This window comes from Citrobacter sp. C13 (genome assembly GCF_014596815.2).
Lineage (GTDB): Bacteria > Pseudomonadota > Gammaproteobacteria > Enterobacterales > Enterobacteriaceae > Citrobacter > Citrobacter portucalensis.
In genome coordinates, this window is the sequence record NZ_CP115024.1 from 3,518,741 (window position 1) to 3,535,541 (window position 16,801).

Annotated in this window: 14 protein-coding genes; 7 read left to right on the forward strand and 7 right to left on the reverse strand. The window is 51.0% G+C overall.

The genetic code is table 11. The annotated features are described in order from the left end of the window. Positions 1 to 11: 11 nt before the first annotated feature. Positions 12 to 1,394: an efflux transporter outer membrane subunit gene (locus IB222_RS16930; RefSeq protein ID WP_149384100.1), complete on the reverse strand. Its 1,383-nt coding sequence runs from the start codon at positions 1,392 to 1,394 to the stop codon at positions 12 to 14. A gap of 195 nt (positions 1,395 to 1,589) precedes the next feature. Here IB222_RS16930 and cusR point away from each other — a divergent pair, with 195 nt between their 5' ends. From cusR to IB222_RS16955, 5 genes are all read left to right on the forward strand, one after another. Beyond that, positions 1,590 to 2,273, forward strand: a complete 684-nt coding sequence (gene cusR, locus IB222_RS16935; RefSeq protein WP_003831137.1) for a copper response regulator transcription factor CusR — start codon at positions 1,590 to 1,592, stop codon at positions 2,271 to 2,273. Continuing rightward, positions 2,263 to 3,714: a Cu(+)/Ag(+) sensor histidine kinase gene (locus tag IB222_RS16940; RefSeq protein WP_063941362.1), complete on the forward strand. Its 1,452-nt coding sequence runs from the start codon at positions 2,263 to 2,265 to the stop codon at positions 3,712 to 3,714. The genes cusR and IB222_RS16940 overlap by 11 nt, the downstream gene beginning before the upstream one ends. A 125-nt stretch (positions 3,715 to 3,839) precedes the next feature. Beyond that, positions 3,840 to 4,166 (forward strand): hypothetical protein, encoded by a 327-nt coding sequence (locus IB222_RS16945; RefSeq protein WP_063941361.1) that lies wholly within the window; start codon positions 3,840 to 3,842, stop codon positions 4,164 to 4,166. Positions 4,167 to 4,538: 372 nt separating this feature from the next. Next, positions 4,539 to 5,042 carry a hypothetical protein gene (locus tag IB222_RS16950; RefSeq protein WP_008784020.1) on the forward strand — a complete coding sequence of 168 codons (504 nt, stop codon included), beginning with the start codon at positions 4,539 to 4,541 and terminating at the stop codon, positions 5,040 to 5,042. 83 nt (positions 5,043 to 5,125) lie between these two features. Next, positions 5,126 to 5,929, forward strand: coding sequence for an MBL fold metallo-hydrolase (locus IB222_RS16955; RefSeq protein WP_149384099.1), 804 nt, complete (start codon positions 5,126 to 5,128; stop codon positions 5,927 to 5,929). Between the two features lie 68 nt (positions 5,930 to 5,997). Here IB222_RS16955 and IB222_RS16960 read toward each other — a convergent pair whose 3' ends face one another. Then, positions 5,998 to 8,442 carry a trimethylamine-N-oxide reductase 2 gene (locus tag IB222_RS16960; protein ID WP_149384098.1) on the reverse strand — a complete coding sequence of 815 codons (2,445 nt, stop codon included), beginning with the start codon at positions 8,440 to 8,442 and terminating at the stop codon, positions 5,998 to 6,000. Positions 8,443 to 8,462: 20 nt separating this feature from the next. After that, the gene (locus IB222_RS16965) at positions 8,463 to 9,524 is read right to left on the reverse strand and encodes a NapC/NirT family cytochrome c (RefSeq protein ID WP_232794612.1); all 1,062 of its coding nucleotides are present in this window, start codon (positions 9,522 to 9,524) and stop codon (positions 8,463 to 8,465) included. A gap of 563 nt (positions 9,525 to 10,087) precedes the next feature. Here IB222_RS16965 and uspF point away from each other — a divergent pair. Then, positions 10,088 to 10,516 (forward strand): universal stress protein UspF, encoded by a 429-nt coding sequence (gene uspF / locus IB222_RS16970; protein ID WP_079938314.1) that lies wholly within the window; start codon positions 10,088 to 10,090, stop codon positions 10,514 to 10,516. Positions 10,517 to 10,571: 55 nt separating this feature from the next. On the opposite strand, the gene torD is transcribed toward uspF, so the two are convergent. Genes torD through torC form a run of 3 tightly spaced genes read right to left on the reverse strand, consistent with a single transcriptional unit; the run spans position 10,572 to position 14,891 of the window. Further along, positions 10,572 to 11,186, reverse strand: coding sequence for a molecular chaperone TorD (torD, locus tag IB222_RS16975; protein ID WP_149384097.1), 615 nt, complete (start codon positions 11,184 to 11,186; stop codon positions 10,572 to 10,574). Next, a complete protein-coding gene (gene torA, locus IB222_RS16980; protein ID WP_149384096.1) occupies positions 11,183 to 13,723 on the reverse strand; it encodes a trimethylamine-N-oxide reductase TorA in 2,541 nt (846 codons plus the stop codon). Before torA ends, torD begins: the two co-directional genes overlap by 4 nt. Continuing rightward, positions 13,713 to 14,891: a pentaheme c-type cytochrome TorC gene (torC, locus tag IB222_RS16985; protein ID WP_003831126.1), complete on the reverse strand. Its 1,179-nt coding sequence runs from the start codon at positions 14,889 to 14,891 to the stop codon at positions 13,713 to 13,715. The genes torA and torC overlap by 11 nt, the downstream gene beginning before the upstream one ends. Positions 14,892 to 15,022: 131 nt before the next feature. On the opposite strand from torC, the gene torR reads away from it, so the two are divergent. Further along, positions 15,023 to 15,715 (forward strand): two-component system response regulator TorR, encoded by a 693-nt coding sequence (gene torR, locus IB222_RS16990; RefSeq protein ID WP_020996565.1) that lies wholly within the window; start codon positions 15,023 to 15,025, stop codon positions 15,713 to 15,715. On the opposite strand, the gene torT is transcribed toward torR, so the two are convergent. Continuing rightward, positions 15,688 to 16,719, reverse strand: a complete 1,032-nt coding sequence (torT, locus tag IB222_RS16995; protein ID WP_149384095.1) for a TMAO reductase system periplasmic protein TorT — start codon at positions 16,717 to 16,719, stop codon at positions 15,688 to 15,690. The genes torR and torT overlap by 28 nt on opposite strands. Between the last annotated feature and the right edge of the window lie 82 nt (positions 16,720 to 16,801).

The following is a 16,801-nucleotide window of genomic DNA, read 5'->3' on the forward strand; positions in this document are numbered from 1 at the left end:
AATATTAAGGATTACTCCACCCAACCGCCGCCTAAGGCAGCAAACAGCTTAATTTCATTAACCTGTTGGGCGTAATTAAGATCGAGCAGCGATTGCTGCGTAGCGAATAAAGAACGTTCTGCATCTAATACTTCGATATAGCTAACTGCACCATTCTGATAAAGCGCTCTGGCGCGCTGTAGTGTGATTTGCAATGAATCCAGGTAACGCTGCTGCCCGCTAATTTGATCGGCAATGCTTTGGCGCAACACCAGTGCATCCGCCACTTCTTTAAACGCGTTCTGAATTTTTTGTTCGTAATTCACTACCGACTGTTGCTGGCGAATTTCTGCCAGGTCGAGATTGGACTGATTACGTCCGGCGTTGAAGATTGGAAGATCTATTTTGGGGACAAAATTCCACATGCCGCTGGAGGCATTAAATAAATTGGAAAGATCGCTACTGCTACTGGACACGGAACTGGTCAACGTTATCGACGGAAAAAATGCCGCCCGCGCAGCACCGATATTGGCATTTGCCGCCAATAATCCGTGCTCAGCTTCCATAATATCCGGGCGCTGCAACAGTATTTGCGACGAAAGCGATGGCGGCAGCGTTACCGGTTTAAGATCCCCACGGCTGCGCGCCTGGTCATCGGGTAATTTCCCGTATGTACCCAGCAACAGTTGCAGCGCGTTATTGGCCTGTGCCAACTCACCTTTACGCTTGGCAATTTCGCTACGCGTACTTTCAATCACACCGCGTGCTTGTTCCAACGCCAGTACGTTGGTGCTACCGGTTATCAGTTGCTTCTCTACAAAAGCGTAAGAGCGCTGATAGTTTTGCAGCGTTTCTTCGGCAACTTGCAACTGCGCGTAAGCCAGGCGCTGGTTGAAATAACTTTGTGACACGTTGGAAATTAATAAGATATGCACCGCCCGACGCGCCTCTTCGCTGGCGAAGAAGTTCTGCCGTTCGGCTTCACTCATATTTTTAAGCCGCCCAAAGAAATCCAGGTCGAAACTGAGATTGAGTCCAGCTTCGAATTCACGATCGGTGCTGCTATCACCTTTTAATTTACCGCTGTAGGTACCACTGGAGCCTGCCGTGATTTGCGGATAACGGTCAGCGTCCGTGACGCCATACTGCGCTCGCGCTTCCTGAACCTTCAGCGTCGCCATGCGTAAATCGCGGTTATTGATCAGCGCCTCACCAATCAACGCCTTCACCTGGTTGTCAACAAAAAAGGTTCGCCACCCCGTGTCCTGGTATTCGCCAGGAGCCGACACCAGGGAATTCTGGCTTAAAGAAAATTGCTGTGGCACCGGCAAAGCCGGGCGCTGATAGTCCGGCGCCAATGAACAACCAGCGAGCACGAATATAGCGCTGAGAGTAAGAAGCTTAAATTTGCTCATAGTTCTTCTCGTCCTGACCGGACTGATGTCCCTAAAATAAGTAGGAATTTATAGTCTTGTACTTTAACGAATTGACTCTGTTTAACCGGTGACAGGAAAATGACAAAACTGTCATTTTCCCAATAACCGATTGCTATCCGATCCCGCTTCCCTAGAATTGAAAGTCCGCACAACCAGTGCGAGAAGGAGAATGCGATGAAGGTTTTGATAGTCGAAGATGAGAAAAAAACCGGTGAATACCTGACAAAAGGCCTGACGGAAGCGGGTTTTGTCGTGGATTTAGCGGATAACGGCCTGAACGGGTATCACCTGGCGATGACCGGCGATTACGACCTGCTCATACTCGACATCATGCTGCCGGATGTAAACGGCTGGGATATCGTGCGGATGCTGCGTTCCGCCAACAAAGGAATGCCCATTCTTCTCCTCACCGCACTGGGTACCATTGAGCATCGGGTTAAAGGTCTGGAATTGGGTGCTGATGATTACCTGGTTAAACCGTTTGCCTTCGCCGAACTGCTGGCTCGGGTCAGAACGCTGCTGCGCCGGGGCGCTGCGGTGATTGTCGAAAGCCAATTTCAGGTCGCGGATTTAATGGTCGATCTGGTCAGCAGGAAAGTCACCCGCAGCGGTACGCGCATCACCCTGACCAGCAAAGAGTTTACGCTGCTTGAGTTTTTCCTGCGCCATCAGGGGGAAGTTTTACCCCGCTCACTGATCGCCTCCCAGGTCTGGGATATGAATTTTGACAGCGATACTAATGCTATCGACGTCGCTGTTAAGCGTCTGCGCGCCAAAATTGATAACGATTTTGAGCCGAAACTGATTCAGACCGTGCGCGGTGTGGGATATATGCTTGAGGTTCCTGATGACCAGTAAACGATGGCGGCGCCCTTTTTCACTGGCGACACGACTGACCTTTTTTATCAGCCTGGCGACAATTGCTTCATTTTTCGCCTTTGCATGGATAATGATCCACTCCGTGAAAGTCCACTTCGCCGAGCAGGACATCAACGATTTACAAGAGATTAGCGCCACGCTGGAGAGGATTATTAACCAACCCAACGAGCCAGAATCACGCCGCCTGGAAACGCTAAAAAATGTGGTGGCGGGTTATTCGAACGTCATTATTTCTCTGGAAGATAGCAACCAGAAGGCCATTTTTCATTCGCCCAATGCGCCGGATCTCCGGCAATTTATCGCCAGCGCAAGGCCGGATAAAAATGCCCATGCCAGTGACGTTTTTATTATCTCAGGCCCCACGCTGCAAACCTCCAAACATATTCACGGACAGAAAACATCGTCTAACTGGCGAATGATTCGCCTGCCGGTAGGACAGCTTGCCGATGGAAAACCAGCGTATACCTTGTATCTGGCATTATCGATCGACTTTCATCTGCACTATATTAACGATCTGAAAAACAAGCTGATTATGACGGCATCGCTGATTAGCATGATGATTGTTTTTATCGTGCTTTTCGCCGTATACAAAGGCCATGAACCGATCCGTAATGTCAGTCGTCGCATCCAAAATATCACCTCGAAAGATCTCGATGTACGCCTCGATCCGCAAGCGGTTCCTATTGAACTGGAACAGCTGGTGAGTTCGTTTAATCACATGATCGAACGCATCGAGGACGTATTTAAACGCCAGTCGAACTTCTCGGCGGATATTGCCCATGAGATCCGCACGCCAATAACTAATCTCGTCACCCAAACGGAAATTGCGCTCAGCCAGACCCGCAGCCAAAAAGAACTCGAAGATGTGCTGTATTCTAATCTCGAAGAGTTTGGCCGTATGTCGAAGATGGTGAGTGATATGCTGTTTCTGGCGCAGGCGGATAACAATCAGCTGATCCCAGAAAAAAAAGCGCTCAATCTGGCTGATGAGGTCGGTAAAGTATTCGACTTTTTCGAAGCCTGGGCTGAAGAGCGTGAGGTTGGTTTACGTTTTGAAGGACGTGCATGCTGGGTTTCTGGCGACCCATTAATGTTACGCCGGGCAATGAGTAATCTGCTGTCAAATGCCATGCGCTATACGCCAAAAGGCGAGTCGGTAACCGTGCGGGTGAAAGAGGCGGATGGCCAGGTGCAGATAGTCGTTGAGAATCCCGGAAACCCCATTCCCCCGCAACATCTTCCGCGACTCTTTGACCGCTTTTATCGAGTGGACCCTTCACGACAACGTAAGGGCGAAGGCAGCGGCATTGGTCTGGCGATTGTGAAATCGATTGTGACTGCCCATCAAGGAAAAGTCTCGGTGACTTCCGACCCTCATGCCACTCGCTTTATTCTGACGCTGCCCAAGCACGCGATGTAATTTATGGTGATGACGCTTATACCCGTCATCACCTGTTGTCTGACACAACCGTCATAATCCTGTCACGCCACTGACAGCCCCTATTAATTATACTTTCTTCCATAAACCCAAACAGGAGAAATATGATGAATAAGATGTCCTCTTTTTTAGCTATCGCGTTTTTTATTTCAGCTGGCGTTAATGCGGCAGAAACACCCAAAATGCATCAGCAGGCCGCAATGGCTCATGAAATGATGAATAACAGCGATGCCCCTGCACATCAACAAATGGCACAAGCACATGCCGCGCAGGCAAATAATTCATCGTCAACATCAACCAATGCGAAATCATTTTCACAAATGAATGAACATGAAAAAGCGATGGTTGTTCACCAATCGGTAAACAACGGCCATTCATTTGCTCATGAGGTGCAGGCCGAGCAGCACCGCGCGCAGATTTCCACTCAGGGGTAAAGACGAACTATATTGACAACGACATCCATAAATACGCGAAGTTTGAATATTGTGGACTATTCTCCCCACGCGGGCCTGTTTATATACAAGCCCGCGACCTACTTCATCGTTAATGTCAATATTAATAATTCATTAAATCCTTCTTCTAAAAGTAAATACATCTTAGTTCTCTACCCGGATTGTATAAAATAAGTAAATAAACAGCTTATTATGTTGCGTATTACAGCATTGATCACCCCACCCTAATTATAAATTAGGATTCCCCCTGGTATGCTTCATTAATATTTAATGGGAGACTGCCGTCGTCGTAAACATGACAGTCAAAAAGTTCGCATTCCTATAAATAAATTTAATGATGATAGTGAGTAAAAAATGAATAAACGTCTGCTAACCCTCCTGGTCCTTGGCCTGACAACTGCCACAACAGCATGTGCAATTACCCCGGCAATGCAGAAAAAGTATGAACGTTCAGGTTGTACGCAGATGAGTGAACTCAATGGCTGCGATGTGAATAAATCCTATCAGTGGAACCGCGATCATGGCTTTATTGAGAACAGCAACGGCCAGCAGAATCGTCATCATCATGGTGAAAAACAGCAAAATACCACTAACACGGATAACCACGATAATGCCGGTATTGATGGCAAATTCAGCGGAAATTACGTAGCCAAATTTGCCAATGGTCAACGCAGCGTTGATATTCACGTGGAAGATTCCGGCGTTTACGTCAATGGTAATGAAGTGCGTGACGTAAATACCTATAAGGATACGATGACCTTCCGTGTCGGCTATGCCACCTATACGATTAAAACAAATGGTCACGGTAGCTGGAATGACAGCGATGCAGGAAACGCAGGCAAAATTGTGCGTGAATGACGGATAACGTTAAAGAGCGCTGAGATCACAGCGCTCTCAAAACCGATGCATTACAATATGCCGTTTTAATACGGGAGTCAGGCATGGCTTTAACCCTCACGGTGCTGCTTGAAAACCGACGCGCTGCTGGCGCTGGAAAATCATTACTGGCCAAGCCTGGATTAAGTCTGTTAGTTCAGGATGAAACAACCACAATATTGTTTGATACCGGGCCGGATGGCAGCTTCATGCACAACGCTACGCAAATGGGCGTAGACCTGACCCAATTAACCGCCGTAGTACTTTCGCACGGTCATTATGATCACTGCGGCGGCGTGCCGTGGCTTGCGGATAACAGCCGTATCATTTGCCATCCTCAACTGGCCTGCGAGCGTTACGCATCGATAACGGTTGCGGGAATACCACGAAAAATTAAAAAACTCTCGCTAGATAACAACTACTCTCGATTCATAATGGAATACACCCGCGAGCCGCTGGCTATCAGCGATCGCTTTTTGTGGTCCGGAGAAATTAGCGTCCCCACGCCACAGTCCTATGGCGTGATTAGCGAGAAAAAACTCCAGCCAGATTACATCAGTGACGAAGGCGTATTGATCTATAAATCTGCACGCGGGTTAGTCATCATTACCGGTTGCGGGCATCGGGGAATAGAAAACATCGTACGCCATTGCCAGAAAATCACCGGGGTTAACAAAATTTATGCCCTCGTCGGTGGGTTTCATTTACGTGCAGCCTCCCCCGCTAAGCTATGGCGGACCCGACAATTTATTCAGCAACAACACCCCGAAAAACTGCTTGGCTGTCATTGCACCGGTTCGTGGGGGCGATTGTGGCTACCGGGAACTGACGCCCCGGCAACGGGAGATGTAATTGTGCTGGCAGAGTAACGACAGTCAACGTTGCCAATACAGCAATAAAAAACGGGAACCTTGCGGCTCCCGTTTATCAGCCTTTATTACATAGTGACAATGGCTGGCTCATCAAAGACGGTGAGTTTTGGCGCTTCACCGGTGTATTTTTCTGCGTATACCAGGCTGGTATTCCCGGCACAACCATTCGCCAGCCGTGAGGTTGGGATATCCGCCGTCAGCACGTTCGCACCGCCATTTTTACAGATACCGTTTTCAATATCCGGCCAGGCGCCTTCATGAATACAGATGATGCCCGGTTTGATGCCGTCGCTGACGTGCGCTCCTACCAAAACCTGTCCGCGAGCATTCCATACGCGGACCAGATCGCCCTCGGCAATCCCTCTGGCTTTTGCGTCATCCGGATGAATCGTCACCGGTTCACGATTGGCAATCGCGTATTCTTTACGCAGCGACGCGTAGTTCAGCTGGCTATGCAGACGATGTGCCGGGTGCGCCGTCAGTAGCTGCAGCTGATCTTTATCCGCAGTTCCTTTCCATTCATCCGGTTCAATCCAGGACGCATGCGGCGGACAGTCTTTATACTGATAGCCTTCAATCGTTTTCGAGTAGATTTCTATCTTGCCGCTCGGCGTTCCGAGTGCGTTCATCACCGGATCGCTGCGGAAATCCGCGTAGCGCACATATTTGTTATTCTTTTCATTCTCACGCATTTCGATCAGTTTATTCTGCTGCCAGAATGCGTTGAATTGCGGCATGGCGACACGCTGGGCGCGGGCGGCTTTTTGGGCGACGTCATAGAACTGCTTCAGCCACGCCATTTCGTCTTTGCCTTCGGTGTAGACAGCTTTCCCCCCCGGCTTGATCATCTCGGCCAGATCGGCAAATACATCAAAGTCACTACGCGCTTCAAACTGCGGCTCAATGACCTGCTTCATCGGCACCAAATGCTGGTTACTGTAATCACCGGTCATGGTCAGATCGTTACGCTCAAACGAGGTGGTGATTGGCAGAACGATATCGGCGTGTTTGGCCGCTGCGGTCCAGTAGCACTCAGAGATGACAACCAGCTCAGGCTTCTGCCAGGCTTTGATTAAGCGGTTGGTATCCTGATGATGGGTAAAGTTAGCGCCGCCCGCCCACCAGATCATTTTGATATCCGGGAAGGTTTGCTCTTTACCGTTATGTTGATATTTGCCGCCTGGGTTTTCCAGCGCCTCGACAATTCGCGCTACCGGCAGGCTGGTCACCGCATCGGAAACCGCCCAGTCATTACCTGCCGATGACCCACCCTCAATTTTGGCGGAGATCGCCGGTAAGACCCCACCGGTGCGCGTTGGGTTACCGCCGTTGGAATAGTGATAAGAGAACCCGAAGCCGCCGCCTTCGGTACCAATTTGCCCCAGCATCGCCGCCAGAGTCACCAGCATCCAGTGTTTTTGCTCACCGTATTGCTGGCGCTGAATCCCCCAACCTGCCATGAGCATGGTTTTGTTGCTGGAGAAAATTTCCGCCAGCTTTTCCAGTTGCTCAGCAGGCACGCCACACACGCCAGATGCCCACTCGGCGGTTTTCTCTACTTTATCGCTCTTGCCGAGCAGGTACTCTTCAAACTGCGGATATCCGGTGGTGTATTTTTCCAGGAAGGCTTTGTCGTGAAGGTTTTTCTTCACCAGCGTATGGGCTATCCCTAACATCATTGCCACATCGGTCCCCATATGTGGCGCAATCCAGGTCGCGTTATCACCAAAGAACTCGATAGTTTCAGAACGCATCGGATCGATGGCGATGACGCTTTTCCCTGATTTCTTCAGCAGATTAAAGTATTCAATCCCTTGTTCATCCGTGCTGCTCCAGGCAATCTTAAGGGTGTTGAGCGGATTCATCCCCCACAGCACCACGACCTGACTGTGCTCAAGCACCATCGGCCAGGTGGTTTGCTGCTCATAAACCTCAACCGATCCCACAACGTATGGCATGATCACCTGCGCGGCACCGGTTGAATAATCTCCGGTATGCCCGGCGTAGCCACCGGCCATGCTCATATAGCGTTGCAGTAAGGTTTGCGCCTTATGCAGAACGCCGCTGGATCGCCAGCCATAAGAACCGGCAAATATCGAAGCGGGACCATAGCTGCTGCGGATCCGGCTGTGCTGTTCATGAATGAGCTTCAGCGCTTGCTCCCAGCTAACCCGCACGAAAGGATCGTTACCGCGTTTGCCATCCGCTTTACCCGGGTTTTCCAGATAGCTTTTGCGCACCATCGGATACTTAACGCGGATATTGGTATGAACCTGATCTGGCGCGGTTTGCTGTAATGAGTTCGGCACCGTTTTCGGCAACGCACCTTTTGAGGAAACCACTTTTCCGTCTTTTACTTCCACGTATACCGCACCCCAACGTGCTGCCGTCAGGATTGCCCCGCCATTCTGGCCTTCGGCCCAGGCTGGCATTGGGATCACCGAAGAAATCGCCATTGTCCCGGTTGCCGCGCCAGCCGTCTTAATAAAGTCACGTCTTGTGAGTTTCATGATTTCTCCTGATTGATCGCTTATTTATTCATGTCTTTAGCGTTGTACTGGAAGTAACGGCTCAGGATATCCAGTTCGGTTTCACTGATATTGGTGCGAGCCCCCATCCCTTTGGCTACTGAAGGCCAGGCGTTGAGCGTGAAATGATTCGCCGGAATTGGCGCATGACAGCCTGCGCAGTACACATTGTCGAGTTTGCGCGCGTAATCCCACATCGGCTCGCGGCTGGCGAGAGCGGAACCGCTCCATTCGCCCTGCAGCACGACATCTCGCCACGTATTGCCGTAATCATCTTTTTTCCAGTCGGAGAGGATCTTCAGCGACTGCTGACCTTTTTCACTCAGGCTGGCAAGAATCAAACGCTGCCCTGCTGCGTAGTAAATAACCTGTTCACTTCCCTGCATCTGGCTACCGCGAATCTCGACCAGTCGCGCGTTGTCCGTTGTTTTCAGAACCTGCATTTTTGTTGCCGGGTAAACGGTTCCCAGATCGCCCAACGCGGTATTGCTTACGGCATAAAGTTCAGTTGCCGAGGCTGGAGTGGAGGCTGACTGCGCTTCAAGCCCTTTGAGCGCGCTGTCATCCATTTTTATTTCAGGTGGGAAATGGGCGACGCCCTTGTGGCAATCAATACAGGTTTGCTTTTCTGCGATGCCCATTTTGTGCATCTTCTGGGCATCCGCGCTTTGTGCGGCAAGATCCATGGCGTCCATACTGTGGCAGCTACGGCAGGTCGCAGAATCATTAGCCTTGAGCTGTGCCCAAACGGTTTGCGCCATCTCCAGACGGTGTTCTTCAAATTTTTCCGGGGTATCGATTTTTTTGGTTATGAACTGATGATAAACATCTTTTGAGGCCCGCAGCTTAGCCACCAGAAAATCCAGACCGCCCTCCGGGATATGACAGTCCGCGCATTCTGCGCGAATGCCTTTCTGATTCTGGAAGTGAACCGAGCCGGTATATTCCTCATAAGGTGCCTGCATCGTATGGCACGACAAACAAAATTCCGTGCTCGAGGTTTTGTGCAATGTCCATTGCCCAGCCAACACAATAATAGCCCCAAGAGCAATGCACAGCAGCATCGTCCATAGGATAGTTTTATTTATTTTTCTCATCTTTTATCTCCATCAGACGAATACCCTTTTAGGGGTAGACAATAAATATACTAAAGCAGCTACTTATTGATATTCATCAAGCGAAGAGAGAAATAAGAATCAGCTAACGGGTAAGTTTGAAGGGGCTCGCATAATTAATGAGAACGAAATGTAAATATCAAATTCCGTTTAAAATCAGAATTTTAATCTCAATCTACGGTTTAATTAACTATTAATTATGGAAATATAAGAATAAAAATCCAATGATTACTGAGGTGCGTTAAAATTCATCCCTTAGCGACACTCGTTATATAATAAAATATACAATGAAAAGACATGAAAATGAATCCTTTTCTATTTCGAGATGACAAGCATTTACGAAGAGACTTCCCTTTTAGTTTTTGCTCAGATATATATTCACGATAAGACTTGCGGCGCACACCTTTCATTGACGTACATTTTATGCATGCAATCTTGATCTGGTCACTTATTATACAGAGACGACTTTCGCTACACTCAGAGTAGAGGTAAACAAACAGGAGGTAGTGAATATGTATCGCTCAATTCTGGTGCCCATTGATATCTCTGAAACCGATTTAACTCGTCATGTTGTTCCGCAGGTCCAGGCGCATGCCAAAACCGCGAAGGTTCACTTTTTAGCCGTTATTCCTACCGTTCCGTTCTATGCCTCGCTGGGGCTGGCCTACTCTACCGAATTTCCGGACAGAAGTGGTTTGCAGGCCAAGGCCAGCGAAAAACTCGAAGAGATTATTAAGCAGTTCAATATTCCTGCGGGCAGGAGTCAGACTCACGTCGTTTACGGCCCACCAAAAGATCAGATCCTCAAGGTGGCGGAAGCGGTGGACGCCGAGCTTATTGTCATTGCCTCACATAAGCCCGGTTTTAGCACGTATTTGCTGGGGTCAACGGCGGCAGCCGTAGTCCGCCACGCGAAATGCCCGGTGCTGGTTGTGCGGTGATAGGGTTAAAACGGGAGCGAATGTGCTCCCGTTTTTCTGTGGCTCAGGCCATCACTCAGTTCTGATGATCCAGCCTGACAAATGCCAGCAGCAGCTGGCTCAACGCGCCGTAGAAACCAAAGTCATCATATCTGCGGCATTTAGTGGTGAACTCCGGTAACCAGCGTAACAGCCCCGCCAGCGTTTCTCTGCGCAACGCATCAATACGCTGACGGCTAACCCCTGGCTCACCAAGAGAAAAATGCAGATGACTCAGCAGTTCGATAAAAATCGCCAGATGATCGGCTGATTCGCTAAACGTATCGCTTACCTGCATGCCCGCATCAGATAACAGTTGTTTAATGACCCCGTAGTTTGGCCCTTCTTCAAGATGAGCCGATGCGTAGGGTAACGCTGCGTGTTTATCCGACATCAGGAACAGGCTGCAAAAATCAGCCGCCAGTTCCAGAGTAGCGTCTTCACGGACCTTGAGCGCGGCAATTTTCGCTTCCAGTTGAAGAACCTGCGCCTCAAGCAGCGGCTCGCCTTTGAGCACCGCGAACCACTCAGCCATTTCGCTGGACTGCAATTGCGCTAATCCTTCACCGTCACGCTCCTGGGAAAACATTTGCGCCAGCCAGGCATAAACGCAGGCCATCTGTTCTGTTGTCAGGGAGGTGTCTTTTATCATGACTTCACCTGCTCAGCCGGGACATATTCACACTGCGCCACCATTTTTATCGGGCCGCTGAACGCCGTCACGTTATCCACTTTGCCGGTATACTTCTCAATTTCCACCAGCGTAGTATGGGCGCTGGTCGCCTGCGCCAGTTGAGATGTGCCGATATCTATCGTTAACACGTTCGGATTGCCGTATTTACACAGCGCTCCGGTTTCGCCACCGTTATCAGGATCGTACCAGGCCCCTTCATGGATGCGCGCCACGCCCGGCGAGTAGAGATCGGAGACAACCGCGCCGGCCAGAACTTGTCCACGCGCGTTAAATACACGAACTATATCGCCGTTGCGGATCCCCCTGGCGCTGGCATCCTGCGGGTTAATAAACACCGGCTCTTTGCCACCTACCGCGTAATGCTTACGCAGCGCTTCGGACTCGCAGAGCTGTGAATGCAGACGGAAATCCGGGTGGACGGATTGCAGATGCAGCGGCCAACGTTGCGATCCAGGCCCACCGTGTGAACGTTCGATTTTCTCAAACCACATTGGATGCCCCTGGCAATCGTCATATTGCATATCGGCAATAGTTTTCGAATAGATCTCGATCAAACCGCTCGGCGTCCCCAGAGGTTCAAGGTCAGGATCTTCGCGGAAGGCCTGATGGCGGACAAACATCTGCGGATGTTCGAATTCAACGTACTCTTGCTGATTCCAGAAAACGTCGAAAGCCGGAAGATGAACACCGCGTCCCTTCCCTTGCTGGCTTCCTTCCTGCCAGATGCGCTTCAACCAGCCCATCTCATCCAGCCCTTCTGTGAACGCTTCTTCACGGTTAAAGCGGCGGCAAAGATCGCGGAAAATATCGAAATCATTACGCGCTTCAAACTGCGGCTGCACCAGCTGCTTCATAGCGATAATGCCGCGGTTGGAGTGGTTGCCATACTGGTCAAGATCGTTACGTTCAAACTGGGTCGTCGCCGGCAATACGATATCGGCGAATCGACAGGTCGACGTCCACTGATTGTCGATGGCGATAACGGTTTCCAGCTTACGCCAGCCCTCAATAATACGGTTGATCTGCTGGTGACGATGGAACGGGTTGGTCCCGGCAAAAACGCACATCTTCAACGGTGGCAGTTTGACGGTTTTACCGTTCCAGTTAATGCTCTTGCCCGGCTCCAGAATCGCATCGATAAAACGCGCGATCGGGATGGTACTGCTGTAGCCCTTATAATCGGTACTGTCATGTACCGGTGGAACGGTGGTGGAACCAGAAAATCCGCTCAGGATAACGCCTTTACGCCCTGGGGTGCCCGCGCCGTTGTAGTGCCAGCCAAAGCCAAATCCCCCCCCGGGTAAGCCAATTTGCCCGAGCATTGAGGCCAGCACCACGATCATCCACGCCCACTGTTCCCCGTGCTGCATACGCTGCACGCACCAGCCGGCAATAATTTGCGTTCTGCCGCCCGCCATCTGCCGTGCCAGTTCACGGATTGTCTCAGCATCAATCCCGCAGATTTTTTCCGCCCACTGGGCATCTTTAGGCTGTCCGTCACTTTCTCCCAGCAGATAAGGCAGAAATTGCTCAAACCCAACGCAGTAGTTCTCGAGGAAATGCTTATCGTAGAGCTTCTCGGTATACAGCGTGTGTGCCAGCGCCAGCTGTAGCGGTACATCAGCCTGCGGATTCACGGCGATGTGCTTAACCTTGTCGCGGCCCAGGTAGTCATGAGTCGAGGTGACGACCGGGTCAACGCTGATGACCGAAATCTCGCCCCGTGCCACTTTTTCCTTCAGTTGCTCGTAGTATTCGTAGACATCATGATCCGGACACCACCAGTTCGCCTGCTGGTTTTTGATGAGATCAGAACCCCACAGCACAATGGTTTTGCTGTTTTCGAGTACCAGTGGCCAGGAGGTTTGCTGCTCATAGACCTCCATTGATCCCACCACACGTGGCAGAATGACCTGAGCGGCACCGGTGGAATAGTCGCCCCCCGTACTCACGCTGTTGCCATGCAGCGCAATGGCACGCGCCAGCATCCCGGAAGCATTGTGGAACATCCCGGTCGATTGCCAGCCGCTGGCCGTTAGCAGCGCGCTCGGACCATAAGTCTTCTGAATGCGCTCCAGTTCCTGATAGAAGAAATCCAGCACTTCATCCCACGAAACGCGCACAAAGCGGTTATCTCCACGTTGCGAGGTATCGCTCTGATGGCGTTTACGCAACCAGTCCACGCGGACCATCGGGTAGCGAATACGCGCTCCACCATGTACGTGATCCGGGAGTCCGGCGATCATTTTTGACGGGTATTTATCGCGCTCGAACGGCCTGGCCTCAATGAAACGACCGTCAACCACGGTGGCACGAATGGCCCCCCAGTGAGAACCGGTCAGAATCCCCTCTTTGACGCCTGCCCCCTGCACCTCTGCGGCATTAGCGCTACGCGGCGTGAGCAGCGAAGGCCCTAACATACCTGCTACGGTCAAGCCGCCCAGTTGCAGCAAAAAACGTCGGCGCGATGCCTGAAAGAGATCGTTATTTTTCATTGCTTTCTCCCTTATCGCCATGCGGCTTATCCGTAGTGTCAGAGGCATTCATTTGCAGATATTTCAGCAAGGTACGTTCTTCACGTTTATCCAGACTGGTAAATCCAATCATGCCGTTCAACGTGCCAATCCAACCGTTAGCATCAAAGTGTTCTTTCTCTGGTGCGCCGTGGCATTGGTTACAGGTTCCGTTATAGAGTGAGTCGGCATAAGCCCAGATCGGTTTGATGTCGTTGACCATATCGCCCTTCTGCATCCAGGCAGTGGCCTGCAATTTACTCCATGGCGTATTCGTTTCCGCAACGGTGGTTTGCTCCAGCGTCTTCACGTGCTGCTGGATATCGCCACGAATGGAAGCCACAAAAATGCGCTTGCCCGGCAGTTGCGCCAACACGCGCTGACGCCCATTACTCTCGGTCCAGCCGACAATTTCAATTTGCAGCCAGTCACCATCACGCTTTAACACTTTCACTTCAGAAGCGGGCAGCAGTGAGCCTGCAGGTTCTTTATCACCTTTGGCGGCATAAATAGGTTTGATGTCCAGAGAGTAGAGCGTCTCGCCATCATCGTTCGCCCTGGCGCGTAACTCATCAAACTGCTTGCGGAAACCGCTGCTCATATCGGGAAGCTGGTGTGCAATACCTTTATGGCAGTCGATACAGGATTGGTTGTCCTTGGCCGCAATCTTCATCTGGCGCGCAGCTTCAGGATGTTGTTTAGCGTGGTCCATCGCATCATAGTCATGACAAGAACGACAGGTCGCGGAATTGTTCTCCTTCATTCGCGCCCATTCGCGTTCCGCCAGCTCAGCGCGTTTGGCTTCGAATTTCTCTGGAGTATCAATAGAGTGGGCAACAAAGGTTTGGTAAATATCGTTGCTGGCCTCCAGCTTACGTTTCACCATGCCTGGAATATCGGATGGAATGTGGCAGTCATGACATTCTGCGCGTACCCCGGAGGCATTCTGAAAATGTGCAGACTGTTTATATTCTTCGTAAACCGGCTGCATACTGTGGCAGCTCACGCAAAACTCGGTAGAACTGGTTAATTTAATACCAACGTGCGGCAAGACGATCAGCGCAATACCGACCACAATCCCGATAACGACCAGCGCCAACACTGACCAACGTGCGCTCGGTCTGAGCAGCGCCCTCCATAGTTTCCGCATAATAGCCCCTGTAATCTTATGGTTTAGTTACAGAGGATCTTATTTCTCAAATGTGAACAGTAACACTGGTCAGGATGAATGGCTTACGGCACAATGTGAACAGATATGAACAGAAAGAGAACGCCATCAGGATGCCGCATCACATTGTCATTGTTGAAGATGAACCGGTCACCCAGGCACGGTTACAGGCTTATTTTGAACAGGAAGGTTATCATGTCTCTGTCACCGCCAGCGGAGCTGGTCTGCGTGAAATCATGTCACAACATCCTGTCGATCTCATTCTGTTGGATATCAACCTCCCGGACGAAAATGGCTTAATGCTGACCCGCGCCCTGCGCGAACGCTCAACGGTGGGGATAATTCTGGTGACAGGTCGTAGCGATCAAATTGACCGGATCGTTGGCCTGGAAATGGGCGCTGATGATTATGTCACCAAGCCGCTGGAGCTACGTGAACTGGTGGTTCGGGTTAAAAATTTGCTCTGGCGTATCGATCTTGCCCGCCAGGCACAGCCGGAGACCAAAGATAACTGCTATCAGTTTGCCGGATACTGTCTGAATGTCTCCCGGCATACCCTGGAGCTGGGCGATGAGACGATCAAACTCACCCGCGCCGAGTATGAAATGCTGGTCGCCTTTGTCACCAATCCGGGGGAAATTCTCAGCCGCGAACGTTTACTGCGTATGCTTTCGGCACGACGGGTAGACAATCCAGACTTACGCACCGTGGATGTATTAATCCGCCGTTTGCGCCACAAGCTACGGGCTGATTTACTGGTGACACAGCACGGCGAAGGTTATTTTTTAGCGGCCGACGTGTACTGATACAGATAAACCGGACGGAACCCGCCGGGAGACAGCGAGCGCTGAACATGCTCGCTGTCGGCATTTTTCGGGGTGAGCACCAGGATAGGCGGGCTGATATTTTCCGGTGCCGGTTGCCCTTGTAATACTCTGATAGCCTGTTGAATCGCCAGTTCACCTTGCCAGACCATTTGATCGCTGGCAGCCATAATGATTCTTTCGCGTTTGAGTCCACGATATACCTGATGCGACAGGTAAAAAGAGACCACGGTTAGCGGCGTCCCCGGATTCCGCTTCTCTCCCATCGCCGCTTCCGCAGCAATTGCCGTACCGGCAACCACATCGACATCCGGGTGACGTTCAAGCATCTCCTGTAACAGGTTGCGCTGAACTTCAATATCATTATCCCCCAACGCCACATCCACGATGTGCACCTGACTACCGGCAATCGCCTGACGGAATCCTGCCACCATTTCGCGGCTGCCTCCGGCGTCATCAGGTCCTGGCAATAGCAGAACCTTTAACGGTTTGCCACTGCTCCACTTGACCAGATAGCGACCCGGCTGATACCCCATCTGGAACCACGGAACGCCGACCCGTGCTTTCACCGTCGGATCGTGTATCGCATTCACTACCTCAATGACCGGCAACGCGCCTACCTGCGCGGAAAGATCCGGGAAGGTCGTCGTGCTACTACCCAGCAATATGGCATCTGCTCCCCATTGCTGGCACTGGGCGATTTGTGTTTTTTGCGTGGAGAACTGACGATACCCTCCCGCCTCTAACACCTTCAGGCTTACTCCATATTTTCTCGCCGCCTCAAGCATGCCGTAATTCACGGAAAGCCAATAGGAGTCTTTCAGGCTGGGATACAGCGCGCACAGTTTCCAGACTTTGTTTGCAGTAACGTCCGTTTGCCGTTCCGGGACTGCCTGCTGCGTATCCTGCCAGCGCAGCAATGCGGACCCGGTCGCGTGACCCAGGCCGGGAATAAGCGTTATAAGCAGGAAAAGCAATACGCGCATGATAGCCTCAACATTGATAAGGCTTTATCCTAGTTGCTTTCCTCTTTTGGACTCAACCTTTTTAATCTGTGGCGACCAGACA